This window comes from Shewanella gelidimarina (genome assembly GCF_023283945.1).
Taxonomy (GTDB): Bacteria; Pseudomonadota; Gammaproteobacteria; order Enterobacterales; family Shewanellaceae; genus Shewanella; species Shewanella gelidimarina.
The window spans coordinates 115,123-132,905 of sequence record NZ_JAKIKW010000004.1 but is presented as its reverse complement, the minus strand read 5'-3'; the positions used below and the strand labels follow the sequence as shown (position 1 = coordinate 132,905).

Genomic DNA, 17,783 nt, shown 5'->3' with positions numbered 1-17,783 from the left:
TTTTGTTTTTGTCGGCCTTTCCGGCTTTTTTACCGTCTTAGCTCTTCCGGCTTTTACCGTCTCAACTTCATTCGGCTTTTCCGGCCTTCCCGGCTTTTACCGTCCTAGTGCTTGCTTTACACGCTGGCCATAATCGCTGTCAGCGGCGCTAAAGTGGGCGACCATTGTAGCTTGGGTGACTTCATTCACTACACTCAATGAACCGACGATGTTAGCAATCAATCTTGCTTTTTCATCTTCAGGTAGTAAACGGTATAAATCTCCCGCTTGGCTAAAGTCATCTTGATCGTAACGGCTATAGCGGTCAGCTTCACCGTCTAAACGCAGTGGAGGCTCAGCAAATTGTGCTTGGTCTTGCAAACCATCATTACTATTAGGCCCGTAGTTACTGCTTGCATCCCCGCCCGTTTGGCTGCCAGAGAATGAACATTGCGTCCCGGCCATTGCGCCACCACGTTGATGATGATTGGCCGTTGTTGCATGTGGGCAGTTAACAGGTAACTGATTGTAATTAGTGCCGATACGGTAGCGCTGAGCATCTGCATAAGCAAACAAGCGGGCTTGCAACATCTTATCTGGCGAAGCCCCCACTCCAGGTACTAAATTATTTGGCGCCAATGCAACTTGCTCAACTTCGGCAAAGTAGTTTTGTGGCATGCGGTTGAGCTCTAACTCACCCACCTCTATTAGTGGGTAATCTGCATGAGGCCATACTTTAGTCAGGTCAAATGGGTTAATTTTATAAGTGTTGGCTTCGACTTCTGGCATGATCTGCACTTTAACAGCCCACTTAGGGAAGTTACCATCATTAATAGCAGCCACCATATCGCGCTGTGAAGAGTCAGGATCGATACCTTTTAGAATATCAGCCTGCTCTGCTGTTAAGTTGGCAATGCCCTGCTTAGTCTTAAAGTGGAACTTAACCCAATAACGCTCACCTTTAGCATTCCAGAATGAGAAAGTGTGCGAACCAAATCCGTGCATTTGACGATAATTAGCCGGAATACCACGGTCAGACATTAAAATGGTCACCTGATGCATTGCTTCTGGGTTTAGTGCCCAGAAATCCCACATCGCATGTGGATCTTTAAGGTTGGTCTGCGGATTACGTTTTTGGGTATGGATAAAGTCAGGGAACTTTATGCCATCACGTAAGAAAAAGGTCGGGGTATTATTACCGACAATATCGTGGTTACCGCGCTGCGTGTAAAAACGTAACCCAAAGCCACGCGGATCGCGTTCTGCATCAGCCGAGCCCATTTCGCCACCGACGGTAGAGAAGCGTACAAATGTTTCTGTTTGCTTACCTACACCGTTAAAGTGGTCTGCCAACGTAAAATCGCTTAAGTCCTTTGTCAGGGTAAACGTACCGTAAACCCCAGTACCTTTAGCATGCACAATACGCTCAGGAATTCGCTCGCGGTTAAAGTGCGCTAGCTTTTCAAGCAGGTGCCAATCTTGCAGCAATAAAGGTCCGCGCTCACCTGCAGAGACTGAATTTTGATCATCGCTGATAGGTGCGCCATTTTGTGCAGTAAGAACGTTGTTATGCTGACTCATAAATTACTCCTTAATCTTGATCGGCTTGCAACCAAGTTTCGATTAAATCAAATATAGTGGCCATGATTGCTCTCCTTTAAACGGGGGCGATGGCGTAAGTGCGATATAAACTCTGTGTCGATGGAGTAATAGTAGTCGCTCACAGGAAAACATTAAAACGATTAGATCAGATAAGCTCAAACTGTTTTGACGATTAAAGCTGTAATAGTATGATTGAGCCTGTGATTGATGCTGCTAAGGGTGCACTTATTCGACCAATTTAAAGCTGGAGTTTGGTAGAGAGAATGTGGATGGGATGAGGCTAAATTGAATTGAGCTTTGCGCTAGTGGTTTTATCTTTGGCACCAGATGAGCTTAGAGGAAAAGATTAACTCAGTTGCGAGGCTATGCCTTATAGGTAATAGCTTTAATCAGGGGCGAGGTAATCCATGATTTTAAACAAGCGCTTTAAGCAAATCATGTTTAAGCGTGGCCTGATACTATCAAGCCACTGTCATGCTTTTTATTCTGGGGTATCTTTGTCTGCTTTATAGAGCCTAACGATATAATAAATATCGATGAGCACGATAAAAAAGTTAACTAAAGCCACTGGTAATGCATCAATCGCTAAGCCATAAGCGACGAATAAAGCCGCACCCACCAAGTTCCACCAACGTAACTTTTTGATATTCGACATCATCAGCGATATGGCAACCACCACCGATGCTAAATACCCTACCCATTCCCATATTGTTGCGCTATCCATTTTCGCTCCAATGCTTACAAAAAAACCAATACATTGAGTATGGGCAATAGTTTGCTAATGCAACAGCTTACCGCTCAATTATTTGTGCTTTACTGCGTGTTCAACAGATTAACGTTTTACCACCGCCGCAGTCATTCGAGATATGCAACATAGTTCGCCAGCACTATTGTGGATCAACACTTCCCATACCGAACTGCGTTTTCCAAGATGTACAGGCTTTGCTGTCGCGGTTAATGTGCCATTACGTGATGCTTTTAAATGGTTGGCATTAATCTCCTGACCAACGCAATAATACAGCTCAAAGTCGACCGCGAAATTTGCCGCATAGCTGGCGACGGTTTCGGCCAGTGCAACATTAGCCCCACCGTGAACGATGCCTAATGGGTTATGTACTGCGGGCGACGCTGGCATTGTCGCTTTCATATAATCATCGCCAATTTCTGAGATAGTGATCCCCATCGTTTGCATAAGCGTGCCTTTGCCATGCATCCCTGAATCCATTTTGGCGCATATTTCTAAGCTTACGGGTCTAAACCAAATCGACATTTGTTACATCCATTTTTTGTAGTTATTGTCGACAGTTTACTGCGTAAGTGAATAATTTTAAACCAGTAAGATAAGTATAAGGCGCAGATAATTAGGAACGAGTTAATCGCGTTGACCCTGGCGGTAACGCTTTATTGATTTTAGGCAGGGTGTAAGGTTAGCGGTGTATAGAATTGGCGCGTGATTGAGCTTATTATTTAGGTGCCGATACGTTTTCACGTCCAACTTATGTGCCTAACCACGCGCCATAGGGTAACTGGTCGTCTGAACTGAAATGGTTGAAAACTAAAATTGTTAGAATCTAAAATTGTTAGAATCTAAAATTGTTGAAATCTAACTTTATCAGCACTAGCTTAACTAAGTGTTAAAGTCGATTGTCAATCTGACATCCAGTGTCAGCTAAATATTTTCATTTAATGGCAGTGTTCGCTTTAGCGCACTGTAAATATTTTGTCATCAATATGATTGGCTGTGCATTAGCAGCATTGGTTAACTGCAATACCGACCTCTCTATACAGCCATTAAGTTAACTGCTTGGCTATTTCGAGAATACTAACTCTAATTAACAACAGCTGCATAGCCAAAAATGATGAAAACTTCCATACATTTTCAACTAACAAAACCTTGCTATGGATGCAGTGTATACAGCAACAATTTTGCTGCAAGCAAATTACGCCGATTTAGCACATAAAAGTTATATTTTTGCCCTACTAAGGCATAAAAACATTGATTACAACAATAAAGCCAACAAAGGCACTCGCGCACGAACTGAATACGCACAAAATAGAAACGTAAACTACTTATTTACATAGATATAGTAACAATAGCGACATACTACAATAGTGATTAATGAGAGGTAAGTAATCCTTTCCATGGCCTAGTTGTGATCAAAACACTACTAAAGAGAAAGTTTTAAACTACTTTTTTTACAGGTTAACGAGCAATTAGTGCATTAGACTGCTATTTGTATCAATTTGTAGTTCAAGATGAGTAATACCACTACTATCGGTTGATTAATTAAGCAAAAAAAGCCACCTTCTCAATTAAAGGTGGCTTATCAGTTCTTCTAATACCAGCAGGCTAACCCGTGGTTAGTTTGCCATTAGTGCTTACGGCGACGTAAGCCAAATAGTGATAGCATTAGTAGGCTTAGATAACCCAATGAACCACCATCGTCTTTCTTTGGTGGCACAACGGGTACAACAGGATCTACTGGCGCTGGATAGCTCAGGGCGATGATAACTGGATCATGGTCTGAAGAGCGGAAGGCATTATCAGAAATGTCGATATCACCTTGGTTATACGCAGAATACTGGAACAAGATAGATTCAACCGAGTTGATATGCCAATCTTGAATGTCGACCAGTCTCGCCGCAGCACTTGCATTAGCTAACGCATGATCTAAGTTACCCAATTCACCACTGTAGCTGTATGAGTAGGTACTAACACCATGAGCCTGAGTATTAAGGTTAATGAAGCCGTAACCTTTGTCAATCTTACTACCCGTTTGCTCATACACTTTACCTTCAAGCGTCGTCCATGAAGCAGAAACTATCTCACGTTCGGCAGTTGCAGCATCGTAATCTGTCAAGACAGCGATAGGATCTTCCATACCGTAAGCATTCATATCACCTAGCACCAAGATATCACCCTCGATGTCTTTCAAAGACTCACCGATAACCTTGGCCGCAGAGACACGGAACTCATTACAGTGGCCTTGTAGATCGGCTGGATCATTTTTCTCAGCAAATTCACTCCAATCTTCTAAGCAGCTTGAGCCTTTAGATTTCAAGTGGTTCACTACAACAGTTAACTTCTCATCATTGATCTGGAAAGTCTGAGCTAAGCTGTGACGTTGATACTTGTTATAACTAGGGCTAGTTTCAGCATCATTACCTTCACCGCGGCTCATAACTCCAGCAGGAGCATGTTGCTCTGGAGTCTCGATAACAAACGCATCACCGGCAGGCTTAACCTTACTTGGGCGATACAGCAGCCCGACAGTAATTGCGTCGCTACCAATGAACTTACCTTTGTACTTATCAGCTTCGTTTGCTTCGATAAACTTATAAGCATCGATAGCAGGTAACTCAGCGTTCAAGGCATTGACCAGATACTGAATCGAGCTAGTTTCACCGAAACCATTATTCTCAATTTCCATCAGACCAACTACATCAGCGTTCATCTCTTTTAGCGCACTAACAATCTTTGTGCGCTGCTTTAGATAATCTTCTAATGTATGCGCACCACGACCACAACTCTTTTTAGCTTTATCGGCATCGGCCTGATCTTTACAAGTGGCATTCAATGCACCACCAACATCGCTGTCACTGGTGAACAGATTCAGAACGTTGAAGCTGGCAACGCGGATATCGCCCATAGTGGCAATATCAGGTGTTGCCGATCTATCAGTATCACTGCGTAAAATGTCACTTGTAGCAATCTGATTTGTCGCAACAAGATGATATTTGCCATAGCCATAACCGATCATACCTTCAAGATTGGTAATGGTGTCGCCGATGCGAATATATCCGGTCTCAGCATTAAAATCTGCAAGATACGGAACGGTACCTGAAGGCGCTTTTATGCTGGGAAGAATTTGCAGTTGATTGGCTTTATTTTTCGATTGAATAGCGGCTGCGGCATCAGAACCAGGGGCTTCAACTTGGGTCGCCTTCATCAACGGTGCTTTATGAGACAGAACAAGACCCAGTGGATCGCCACTGCGGCCATACATACTGGTGACCTTCATATCCGTAGCAAGATCGAGCTTAACTTTCATTCCCTCTAAACGCTCAAGGGTATTAGAAAGTCTTTCACCTTCTACAATATAAAGCGGCTCAGCCGCAGGGACGTCGGCGTTTCCGTCAGTAGCAAAATTATCTCCGACATCGGTGATACGTGTCAGACCATAACTTTCTTCAATCTTACCCTGAACACAAACTTTAACACCCGGTTGAATCGCTTCATCTGCAGATCCATTGGTGTTAACAAATATTCCATCAGAAGTGAATAGAGAACCATCGCCATCTATTTCCTGCAGGTAGAAACCTTTTTGGCTATCAGCTCGGGCAGTCACGACACCGACAACCGTGTAATCGGCATCAGTCTTGTACTTACCATCGGCAATTAGCGGGCTCTTGAAGCCTGTACCTTGGATATCATAGATAGGAGTGAACGTGGCACCTGTACAACTGAATGCTGGCACTTCAGGTTCAGGACCTGTTGCACCATCGAAGTCACCACTGCGAGCTCCCAGCCCAGCTAAATAGTTTGTTCCTTTATCAATCCACTCACTTTCAACCCAGACGGCTTGAGGTGCTGTAACAGCATCACTACGTTGAAGGGTGACATCTTTAGCGAAATCATCAGAAGAAAGAATGCCGACTCTATCGATTACAGTCGCGCCATTCATTAAATCAACAGCGTCATTACCATTAAATGTCATTCCAGTACTGATAAGCTGATCAATGCCAGCATCTAAAGGAATATCTGTAAGGTTATGAACAATTACTTTGGTTCCATTAGCAGCTAATGTACCGCTTAAGGTAGCCATTAACGAAGCCGTGGCGGCACCATTACCATGTCTAATCAAAGTGTAGCCAGATAAATCTACCGCCGTATCTCCAGCGTTATAAAGCTCAATCGCTTTCTTGTTACCACCACTGCCTTCTACATATTCACTAATAATCACATCTGCGCTCGCCATCATAGGCAGAGCAGCAGCGATTGACAGTGCTAATACTGACAATTTTTTAACATTATCCATTTATTCAACCCCATTTTTATAATATTGCCGCTAATTTTTATTAACGTGCACGGGGGATTCTTACAGAGAAAAGTGACAAAAAGAAGATGCCTTAGTCACATTTAAACCAGTTAACTAACTGTAATGTAACGACAAACCAACCACCAAAACGAACAGTGCTCACATTCATTGCTAAACAAGCACTTAAATCAACTAGTTAACAAGAAACAGTAGGATGTAAAACCAGCTCTGATGAATCGTTAAATTTTCACTAAATAATTTCAATATTTTAGTCATAAACTCCACTTAGCCAATAAATTTCATATAAAAACACTAGTTTGGTTGAATTTAGCCAGCCACAGTCACAAAAAAACGACCCGTAGGTCGTTAATTTTTACTGGATTCAACCCTAGCCAACGGCATGCAACTTCAATTGGTTTTGGTAAGGCTCAGCCCAACGTAATAACTCAACACGGTTACGTGCATGTGTTTTTCTAAAAATGGATGAAATATGTGCCTTAACGGTGTGCTCACTGATACACAATCCTGTCGCAATTTCTTTATTGCGGGCACCGCTGGAAACCTGTTGAATAATGGTTTTTTCTCGGCGGGTTAATTGTTGGAATGATTCAGAACCTTCGGTTGATAACGCTCGTGGGGTATCTATTTGACTCACTAATTGACGGAACACACGGCTGATCAAAATTTTGTCATACCATAGCTCATCTGCTAGGACTTTTCGTAAGCCCGTGAGCTGTAAGTCCATTCGTTGATCTGTAAACAGTAGACCTCTAATGCCCAATAACAGCGCAGACTCTTCATCTAAAGAATCCTTGCTCACATTATAAAGTGCCACAGGCACATGCTTAACCAGTAGTGAAGCAACCAAAGGGATGCCATTACAGTCAATCGCAGCACCTTGTTGAGAGATAAGGTAGAAACTACAGCTATCAGCGCTAGGTTCAAGCTGCTCAATGTCTGAAATCACTCGCGTCTTCAATCCAATTGATTCTGCAAGCATAGCCAGGTGGCAAGGTGCAGCCACCTGATGAAGAAACACCACTTCATCAATATTATTCATCACTTCTCTCCCTGAGATATTTCACTTAGTCCATTCAATGCTTTGTAATAATTACCTTTAACCAAAAAAAATAATACAAAGCAGACTAAGTCAGTCTACATAGAGTTGGCCTAGTAATAAAGTATGCTGGCTGAAAATCATTTATCAGAAACAGTGTAAGGACTAAAGTAGACATACAATTCAGGGAACTTAACGGATCCTTAAAGCTGTGGTTTCATCTTAATCGCGATCAATTTGTTATGGTACTGACTCAACAATATTATCGCAGCAATCGCCCCTACTAATGCCATTGCCATGTCAGATTGCGTATCCCAAACATAGCCTTGTGTACCGAGAAATGCTTCAGCATCTTCGCCTGTAAGCGCAGCGACCCACCATTCAATAAGCTCGTAAAGTGCTGAGAATGCTAAGGCAAAACAAATAGCCAAAAAGTTACACCAAGCGCCAAGCTTAACGACACCTAAGCGGATAAACACTTCTCTAGCTAAAATAACGGGAATAAATCCTTGCGCAAGATGGCCGACTTTATCGTAGTTATTACGTGTAGTCCCCGTCCATTGTGCAATCCAGTCAAACAAAGGGACTTCGGCATAGGTGTAGTGGCCACCGACCATTAAAATCACACAATGAATAAGGATCAAAACATAAGCCAAGCTCGTTAGGGGAAAGCTATTACGCGTAAAAGCGAGGATTGGCAGTGCAATTAATGCCGGTAAAACTTCTAACAACCAAGTGAACTGATCTTTCGGCTCAATTGCAGACCACAGTAGAACCAAAAAAAAGATAACTAGCCATGCAATGCTTTTATTCAAAATATCTCTCCCGTATAAGATATTGTTCTAAATTTAGAATAAACACTTTAGCCATCCAGCCCTCTACACAGAGTTAAAAAAGTGCTACTTTGTTTATAGCTTGACAGTTTATACCTAAACCACCCTAGCGGTTGAATTTAGTCGTCTCAGCGGTGAGCTTAAGTATACATAATACAAATAAACCAAAAGGGTACATAAATCATGGCGAAACACTCGCTGGACAAGGATAAGATAAAAATCCTGCTGTTGGAAGGCGTCCACCAATCTGCGGTAGATGTATTCGAACGAGCGGGTTATACCAATGTTGAATACCACAAAGCAGCACTGAGCGAAGAGGATCTACTCTCTTCAATTCAAGATGCACATTTTGTGGGTCTTCGTTCCCGTACCCAACTGACTGAAGCGGTATTAAGTCACGCTGATAAACTGGTCGGTATTGGTTGTTTCTGTATCGGTACCAACCAAGTAAGCTTGGCTGCTGCTGAAAAACTGGGGGTCCCCGTCTTCAATGCACCCTTCTCTAATACTCGAAGTGTAGCTGAATTAGTGCTGGGCGAGATCATCATGTTGCTGCGTGGGATCCCTCAGCGCAACGCTATGGCTCATCGAGGCGGTTGGCTAAAAAGTGCTGCAGGCAGTTATGAAGCACGCGGAAAAACACTGGGTGTTATTGGCTATGGCCATATCGGTACCCAGCTAGGTATTCTTGCTGAAACGTTGGGCATGCGGGTTATCTTTTATGACATTGAAGACAAGCTACCTTTAGGCAACGCGCAGCAGGTACATTCAATGGAACAGCTGCTGTCACTTGCCGATGTGGTCAGTTTACATGTACCAGAGACACCGCATACCAAAGAGATGATCGCTCACGCTGAACTGGCTTGTATGCGCAAAGGCAGCATCTTGATTAACGCTTCACGCGGCACCGTTGTTGATATTAATGCGTTAGCGGCCGCGCTCAAAGAAGAACACCTTTCGGGGGCAGCTATTGATGTATTCCCGGTCGAGCCAAAGTCGAATAATGATGAGTTTGTCAGCCCATTACGTGGGCTTGATAATGTGATATTAACTCCTCATGTGGGTGGTAGCACGGCTGAAGCACAAGAAAACATCGGTATAGAAGTCGCTGGAAAACTGGTTAAATACTCTGATAATGGCTCGACCATGACCGCTGTCAACTTCCCTGAAGTTTCATTAGCGCCACACTCTGGTACCTCGCGGTTGTTACATATTCACCGTAACAGACCCGGGATCCTTATCCAGATCAACTTGGCATTTGCAGAGAAAGGCATCAACATCGCTGCCCAATATCTACAAACAACAGCTGAAATAGGATACGTGGTGATGGAGGTTGATTCAGATAAAGCTGATGAGGCACTCATCGAAATGCAAGCGATTGAAGGCACAATTAGAACTCGACTACTTCACTAAGTCAGTCCTATTTAGCTGAAATAAATTTCAGCAGATCATCTAAGGCCGTATAATTCGATATTGTACGGCCTTATAGTTTTAATAAACTTGCGGTATGCAACTTTTCGCAGCCTATGATTAGCGTTACAATCATCACTCTTCTCGTTTAACTCTTGGACTTGCTCATGACCCTGTCAACTTCTCAGCCTAACTGGCCTTTAAACGGACAACAGCCTTCCCTTATTGTGTCCCAGTTATCTCATTTAGGTTTAATGTCGGTAACGGGCGAACAAGGCCGCAGCTTTATACATGGTCAAGTCACTACCGACATCAGCTCACTTGAAGACAATCAATGGCGCTGGGGCGCACATTGCGATCCTAAAGGGAAAATGCTTGCCACCTTTAGAACCTTTGCGAAAGACGACACCCTATTTATGATGATGCCAAAACAGACTTTGGCATTAGATCTATCTCAATTGCAAAAGTATGCCGTATTTAGCAAGGCTGAGCTCACTGATGTGAGCGAAGACTGGCTACTTTTAGGCGTTGCTGGCGAGCAAGCATCAACTTGGTTAACCGAGCAATTTGGGGCATTAAACGATGAACTAACGCTTATCGACAATGGCATGATAATCCAAGATGCTGGCCGTTTTATTATTGCAATCGAGCAATCGAGTCTAGAGCGCTTCAATACACTGACTGAAGCAGTGACTTTTGATGCGACGGCATGGCAAGAGCTAGAAATATTAGCCGGCTACCCGAATATTAGCGCTGTGCATAATGCTAAATTTGTACCGCAAATGTGCAACCTGCAAGCGATCAATGGTATTAGCTTCAACAAAGGCTGCTACATGGGCCAAGAAACAATCGCTCGAATGAAATACCGCGGTGGCAACAAACGCGCACTCTATATTGTCTCAGGTACGATATCAGCTGAATTAACCGCTGACAGCCAATTAGAGATAGCCTTAGAAGAGGATGCTGGATTTCGCCGCGCTGGTACCATTATTGAAAGTGTTCAACGAGATCAGCAGGTATTGTTTACGGCGGTGTTAGCCAATGACACACCAATGGACGCCACGTTGAGAATCGCTGGTGATGATGCATCAAAACTCAGTGTCATCGCCCTGCCATACTCTTTGGAAGAGAGTGACTAACGAGTACTGTAATAAAAAAGGCGCCTAGGGCGCCTTTTTTATGGATGGTAGAAAGTCGTTACGTTTCATGATGCTCATCGCGAATTTGTGTGACCTCTGCCAAAATCTGTTTAAAATGCTCGACCAGCTCAGGGTCAAAATGTTTGCCAGACTCACTCTCGATAAGTGCCATTGTATCAGCAACGGTCCAAGCCTTTTTGTAGGGCCTAATCGAGGTTAATGCATCAAACACATCGGCAATTGCCACTATGCGACCTTCAATGGGAATATCCGTCCCTGCGATGCCATTTGGGTAGCCACTGCCATCCCACTTCTCGTGGTGACTCAAGGCGATACGTTTGGCCATTTTAAGCAATGGGTCTTTATGTTCACCAATAATTTCAGCGCCAATTTCTGCATGGCACTGCATCTCTTTCCACTCACGTTCATCTAGTTTTTCCGGCTTTTTCAATATCGAGTCAGGGGTGCCGATTTTACCAATATCATGCATTGGAGCGGCATTGTAAATAAGCTCGCAGTACTTGTCTGGCAACCCAGACTGTATCGCCAACAAGCGAGCATAATGGCTCATCCTAATAACATGTAGTCCGGTTTCATTGTCTTTATATTCAGCTGCGCGCCCAAGACGTCTAATAATCTCAAACCGTGTCTCTTCTAGCTCTTTTGTCCGTGCTTTCACTTCCTGCTCAAGCAGGCGTTTTTGATCATAAAGCGCAAGATGGGTTTTTACCCGCGCTTGTACCACAGGAGCACTCACTGGCTTAGTGATGTAATCAACTGCGCCCAGCGCAAACCCTTGGGTCTCATCAGCAGTTTCAGCCAGAGCGGTAACAAAAATAACCGGTATATGGCAAGTCAGCGGGTCAGTCTTTAAACGCTCACACACCTCGTATCCATTCATCCCTGGCATCATCACATCGAGTAAAATAAGATCAGGGGCATTTTTTTGCGCTAATGCGAGTGCTTTAGGGCCGTCGATAGCCACTTTAATCTTGTAGTCATTACTTAAGATCCCCACCAAAATATCGATATTACCGGGGGTGTCGTCCACAACTAAAATGGTGGCTTTATCCATTAAACCTACTCTCCTTATTAGACCCAAACGATGAATCAAGTATAGTCAGCTTTAAAACCACACGCGTTTCAAAGCGCTGTATTTGATTACCAAAAAGCTAAATTTAATGCTCTACAAGTCAAATAATGACTTAATCAGCTCGGCGGCATCATCAAATTGGTAGCTATGGATCATCGCTCGTGCGGGGCTGATTTTATGCCACATATCAGCGGTCACCTGACCTTTTATTTCGTCCATTTTGTCAACGGCATCAGAGTCAGCATCTTCCAACATGTTCAGTAATACTGCTGCCGCAGCTGCCAACTCAACGTCGGATAAGGTCTGACTTGGTGTGCTCTGCTCAATTAACGCATCATGATTGGGGAGCTGCGACATCCACTCAGATATCGCATCACAAATAACGGCGACCAGTTTTTCGAGTTCGACTAATTCAGCAGCAACATCCGCTTCACTTGAAGCGATTAACTTGCTTTCAATGACTCTAGCCACTTCAACTAATCTAGGGGCACATAAGTTACCCGACACCCCTTTTAAAGTGTGTGCATAGCGAATGGCATCCTCAGTTTTACCTTGGCTTATTGCTAATTCAATCTGTTCAGCAGTATGCATCTGCCCGGTATAAAAACGCTCAAATATACGTCTATAAAGGCGAATGGAGTTTTGTACCAGCTGCAAGCCTTTATCAACATCAAGCTCTGCATGTTGTGGCCAAAAAAGCACTTGTTCGTCTGCTTCCGCTTTATCAAAATCGCTGACCAATATCTCCTGCTGACCATCTCCTAAATACTCCAACAATGTGGTATAGAGCAGCGACACCTCTATCGGCTTAGCAATATGCGCATTCATTCCTGCGCGTAAGCACATCTCTTTATCACCCGCCATTGCATTGGCTGTCATCGCCAGCACCGGCAGTTCTGCAAGTTCAGGAATTTTACGTAATGCCTGCGTGGCCTGATAGCCATCCATGACGGGCATTTGGCAATCCATTAAGACGAGATCAAATGACTGCGTCGCTAGCTTTTCTAACGCGATTTGGCCATTATCTGCAATCGATAAGATAATCCCTACCTGCTCGAGAAATTCAGTCGCGACCTCTTGGTTCATGTCATTATCTTCAACGAGTAAAATGCGCTTGCCTTTGAGCTGTGCCAGTAGCACTTGGCTAATGTCGGTGCCCTTACGCCGTACAGGCATGACACCATTTTTACCCAGTGATGACATGATCCCATCAAGTAAGCGCGAGGCGCTGATAGGTTTAGTGATGTAGCCAGCGATACCACTGTTACTAATATTATCTGTAAATTCTGTATTGGCGTGGGCTGATACGATAAGTATTTTAGGCGGAGTATCGCTGCCATCGATGATGGCAGCCGATGTTTCTAAGCCGTTCATTTCAGGCATTAACCAATCAATAAGGGCGACTGGATATTGCGTAGTCTTGCATCGTTCTATAGCTTGAGCACCACTCTTTACGGTATCCACTTCAAAGCCCATACTTTCAAGCGTGGTACGCAAAATATCGCGGGCAGTGGCATTATCGTCTGCCACTAAAATACGCATTCCCTCTAACTCTTGGCCCACTTTTAATAGCTTACTGTCAGCCACTTTAAACTTAACGGTGAAGAAAAAGGTACTGCCATTACCGAACTGACTTTCGACGCCGATTTCCCCCCCCATCAGCTCCACCAGCTGTTTACAGATCGCCAGACCAAGACCAGTACCACCGTATTTACGCGTCGTCGATGCATCAGCCTGACTAAAGGATTTAAACAACTTATTGCGCTGCTCTTCCGTGAGGCCGATGCCATTATCTCGTACGCTAAACCGCAGTGTAATCGAGTCGTCAATCTGCTCTAGCTGGCTAATAGAAAGCAGCACTTCACCTTGCTCAGTAAACTTAACCGCATTATTCATCAAGTTGATCAGCACTTGCGACAGACGCAATGGATCACCTTCGAGCTGTCTTGGAATATTAGGCGCAACAGCAAACAAGAGCTCCAGTTGCTTATCCGCAGCTTTAACCGAAAACATGTCACTTAAATCTTCGAGCATGGTATCGAGCTGGAATGGCACTGATTCTATATCAAGCTTACCCGCCTCAATTTTTGAGAAATCTAAGATGTCATTAATGATCCCCAGCAACGACTTTGAGGCTCGATCAATTTTCTGTACATAATTTTGCTGCTTATTGTCTAACTCTGTTTGCAGACACAATTGAGACATGCCGATAATGGCATTCATTGGGGTGCGAATTTCATGAGACATATTAGCTAAGAAGTCACTCTTGGCTTTGCTAGCGGCATCGGCTGAATCTTTTGCCTGTGTTAACTCATCCGAGATCTGTTTTAGTGACGTGATATCAGACATCGACAGCACGGCAGAGTTGAGCTTACCGTGTTTATCTTGCAAGCCGGTAAATGTCACATCCATCCACATCACATTGCCAGATTGGCTCAGCAGACGGATCTCCGAAGTCATGCTACTGCCGCCATTTTTCATCAACTCAATAAACATCGACTTGGCCGCATCGCGATCGTCATTATGATGATAATCAAAGAACGAGGTGCCTTTAAGATCGGCTGATGACAGTTGCATATAATGGCTGAATTGCTCGTTACAATCTAAGATCGCACCGCGATCATCCACATTCACAATACCGATACCGGCGTTATCAAATAACGCTCTAAAGTGGGCTTCGCGCTTTGCCAACTCTTTATCTATCTGTTTTCGATCAGTAATATCCATCAAGTAGCCGTTCCAGACGATGCTGCCATCGGCTAATTGATTACCGTGCGCTCCCGCTTGTAACCAACGAATATCCCCCATCGGATGGCGATAACGAAACTCTTCTGTCCAGTTTAAGCCTGACAAGCTAGCACCAGATAACGCTTCAATAATATGCGAACGTTCATCGGTGATAATACAATCGGCAACCAAATCGAAATTGTCGATCACTTGATCTCGATGGAAGCCTAAAGTAGTAATACAGGCACTTGATAAAAAGGTGAACTCGCGATCACTGTTCGATCGCCAATGCAGCTGATAAACGGTACTCGGGATCGATTCGGTTATTGTTTCTAGCTGTTGTTGAGATTGCGCTATTTTCTCTTGCGCGACCTTACTGTTGGTGATGTCATTAATACTGCCATCAAACCAAAGAGCAATCCCCTCAGCGTCATAGATCGCTTTACCCTTTTCATGGACCCAATGAATACTTGAATCACGGTGTTTGATCCTATATTGCACTTCAAAGCTTTTTTGCTCGGCTAAGGCTGTTTCAATGGCATGATTTGCCGTGACGAGATCCTCCTCAACAATCAGACTCGTAAAGCTGCGCTTATTGTTCTCAATAAAGTCAGAGGCTGGATAACCACTGATATCGCCAATATTGTCGCTAATATATTCCATCACCCAAATGTCTGCGACACGAGTACGATAAACGGCACCGGGAATATTGGTCACTAAACCGCGGAAACGGTTTTCGCTATCTTTTATACGTTTAGCAATCTCTAACTCTTCAGTTATATCGCGCACGGTGGCGGCGACTTGACGCTGCCCCTCGGCATCGACAGGCAACAAACCAAGGCTGATCTCCACCGGGAATTCGCTACCATCAGCTTTCCGTGCCATCAAGTCTGATCCCATACCTAGGCCCATTTTTCGATCTCTACCTTCTGCAACAAACTTGGCTCGCAAATCGGCGTGATGGGGGCGAATCGAATCTGGTACCAGCTGATCAACCGACATCGTCAGCATTTGCGCTTCATCATAGTCAAATAGTAGCTGGCAACGACTGTTGGTAAACACCAACTTCCCGGACTCATCAACAATCAGCATCGCTTCTGGTGCAGATTCAAGTACCGCATTGGACCACGCCGCCGCAGAAAACGTCTCTGTCACATCATTAAATAGCATTTCAACAGAAAGCAGCTCTTGACTGTCAGACAGTAACGGCTGCATAAAGACATCTAAACGGCGTAATTTTCCCTCAGTATCAAGCATTTCAATTTGGTGAGGCGGCACATTCTTACCCTGTAATGCCTCATCCATATAATGCCAGTTCTGATCATTAATCGGGTTATCGGAGAACATTCTCTGGTACTTACGCCTGAATAACTCTGGGCTGACGCCAAGCACCTTCTCAACGCCTGCGCTTACTTGGGCTATTTGACCATCAGGTTCAATCGAGCAATAAAAAGATTTATCGCTCATACCATCAATTAATTTGGCAAAGCGGTTCCCACGAGAATCAAGCAAAGCTTGCTCGCGTTCCTCTAGCACCTGCGCCATATCATTGAACTTATCCGTTAAGGTAATAAGTTCGCTCGCTGCCCCCTTCGGTTGATCCAGCCGTTTGGTTTTTCCAGCGCCAAAAGCAACGATTCCCGCTTCAAGTTCTTCTATTGGACGCGTTAATCTTCTGGCCGTCAGGTAGCCGGTGAGCAATAACACCGTTGAAATAAGCAGCAGATTTAATGCTAATGAAGAGAAGCCAAGTAAAAAATTATTATGTAGATGTTGTTGTTGGGTCATTATAATAACCCGCCAATTTAGGGCGGGGACAACGCCAACACTCGCCAAGAAGGTGCCACCTGAGCTATCTTGCACCTGGCTATAACCAGCAAGGCCACTCTCTATTAATTCAATAAAAGGTCCGTTATCGGTAGATTGTGCTAACCATTTATCTGCTCCTCTTTGCAACAACAACGATTGATTCGCGTGATAGATAAGCTGGCCTTGGTCGTCAAGCACCACGATTCGTTCTGCTGCCACATTCACCATTTGTGGAATAGCATTCAACGCCAGATCGACGGTAATAACCCCAGCGAAGGGTTGTGACGGACCAAAAGGCTGCGAGTAACTGATCATCAATGCATTACCGGCACCTTCGTCAAGATAAGGACTAGACCAATAGCCATTGACGTTATTTATCGCTTTACTCCACCACTCCCACGAGCCGTCAGTGTAGTCATAACCATCAATGCCAATATCAATGATATTGATCTTCCCCTTCTCTCGGTAAGCATAAGGGGCGAACAGCTCTCTCTCACCAATCGATCCCTTTTGAAAAGCAATAGCACTGCCATAAAAATCAGGATGCCTATCCAATCGACGGGTTAATAACAGTTTGAGTTTATCTTCATTGTTGAAGAGTGATGTGGTATTCCCTTCACCCAATAGATCTGCAATCGAGCGGGTATCATTTTGAGCAGAAAGTAGGAAAAATTGGATCCTGCGGGCAATATTTTCAGCCTTTTTTTCTAGGTCATCATAAATGTATTTCTCTTCAGCTTGGTAATTAAACCAACCGTTAATACTGAATACGACGGCCATTATCGCAATTAACGGTAAAGCTATTTGCGATAAAATTCGGCTACGAAAGGTGCGAAGTCTACTCATATCCATAATCCACAGTGCTATTGGTCATCATGAGCCAGGTAAAAATATTGTAGCTGAAGCTACTATTACTTTTGATACTCATGCGTAGTAAGTTAATTAAAAAGAGGAAGTCAGTGCTAGATCAATATCCACAGTGTAGACAAGACTTGGAGCCAGTACCTAAAAAGACATCAATAACATTTTGATGATGCTAACCATTTGATGAATAGTAAAAATAGTACAAATTTCACTCACAAATAACCTGTTAGA

10 protein-coding genes are annotated in these 17,783 nt (G+C 43.9%); 2 read left to right on the top strand and 8 right to left on the bottom strand.

The genetic code is table 11. The annotated features are described in order from the left end of the window. Positions 1 to 96: 96 nt before the first annotated feature. The 6 genes from katB to L2729_RS05485 all read right to left on the bottom strand — a co-directional run bounded on the left by katB (position 97) and on the right by L2729_RS05485 (position 8,492). On the bottom strand, positions 97 to 1,560 hold the full coding sequence (gene katB, locus L2729_RS05510; protein WP_248987352.1) for a catalase KatB: 1,464 nt from the start codon (positions 1,558 to 1,560) through the stop codon (positions 97 to 99). A 502-nt stretch (positions 1,561 to 2,062) separates the two neighbouring features. Further along, positions 2,063 to 2,305, bottom strand: a complete 243-nt coding sequence (locus L2729_RS05505) for a YgjV family protein (RefSeq protein ID WP_248987351.1) — start codon at positions 2,303 to 2,305, stop codon at positions 2,063 to 2,065. Positions 2,306 to 2,413: 108 nt separating this feature from the next. Further along, complete coding sequence (locus L2729_RS05500; RefSeq protein ID WP_248987350.1) at positions 2,414 to 2,851, bottom strand: PaaI family thioesterase; 438 nt, start codon at positions 2,849 to 2,851, stop codon at positions 2,414 to 2,416. Positions 2,852 to 3,953: 1,102 nt separating this feature from the next. Then, on the bottom strand, positions 3,954 to 6,620 hold the full coding sequence (gene exeM / locus L2729_RS05495) for an extracellular exonuclease ExeM (RefSeq protein WP_248987349.1): 2,667 nt from the start codon (positions 6,618 to 6,620) through the stop codon (positions 3,954 to 3,956). Positions 6,621 to 7,008: 388 nt separating this feature from the next. Then, on the bottom strand, positions 7,009 to 7,680 hold the full coding sequence (locus tag L2729_RS05490) for a helix-turn-helix transcriptional regulator (protein ID WP_248987348.1): 672 nt from the start codon (positions 7,678 to 7,680) through the stop codon (positions 7,009 to 7,011). 200 nt (positions 7,681 to 7,880) lie between these two features. Beyond that, the gene (locus tag L2729_RS05485; protein WP_248987347.1) at positions 7,881 to 8,492 is read right to left on the bottom strand and encodes a DUF2238 domain-containing protein; all 612 of its coding nucleotides are present in this window, start codon (positions 8,490 to 8,492) and stop codon (positions 7,881 to 7,883) included. A gap of 201 nt (positions 8,493 to 8,693) precedes the next feature. On the opposite strand from L2729_RS05485, the gene serA reads away from it, so the two are divergent. Next, entirely contained in the window at positions 8,694 to 9,923 is a 1,230-nt protein-coding gene (gene serA, locus L2729_RS05480; protein WP_248987346.1) for a phosphoglycerate dehydrogenase, read from the top strand. A 164-nt stretch (positions 9,924 to 10,087) separates the two neighbouring features. Beyond that, positions 10,088 to 11,059: a tRNA-modifying protein YgfZ gene (ygfZ, locus tag L2729_RS05475; protein ID WP_248987345.1), complete on the top strand. Its 972-nt coding sequence runs from the start codon at positions 10,088 to 10,090 to the stop codon at positions 11,057 to 11,059. A gap of 58 nt (positions 11,060 to 11,117) precedes the next feature. On the opposite strand, the gene L2729_RS05470 is transcribed toward ygfZ, so the two are convergent. Both L2729_RS05470 and L2729_RS05465 read right to left on the bottom strand, forming a co-directional pair. Further along, positions 11,118 to 12,134: a response regulator gene (locus L2729_RS05470; RefSeq protein ID WP_248987344.1), complete on the bottom strand. Its 1,017-nt coding sequence runs from the start codon at positions 12,132 to 12,134 to the stop codon at positions 11,118 to 11,120. Between the two features lie 111 nt (positions 12,135 to 12,245). Then, positions 12,246 to 17,540 carry a PAS domain S-box protein gene (locus L2729_RS05465; protein ID WP_248987343.1) on the bottom strand — a complete coding sequence of 1,765 codons (5,295 nt, stop codon included), beginning with the start codon at positions 17,538 to 17,540 and terminating at the stop codon, positions 12,246 to 12,248. Positions 17,541 to 17,783: the final 243 nt, after the last annotated feature.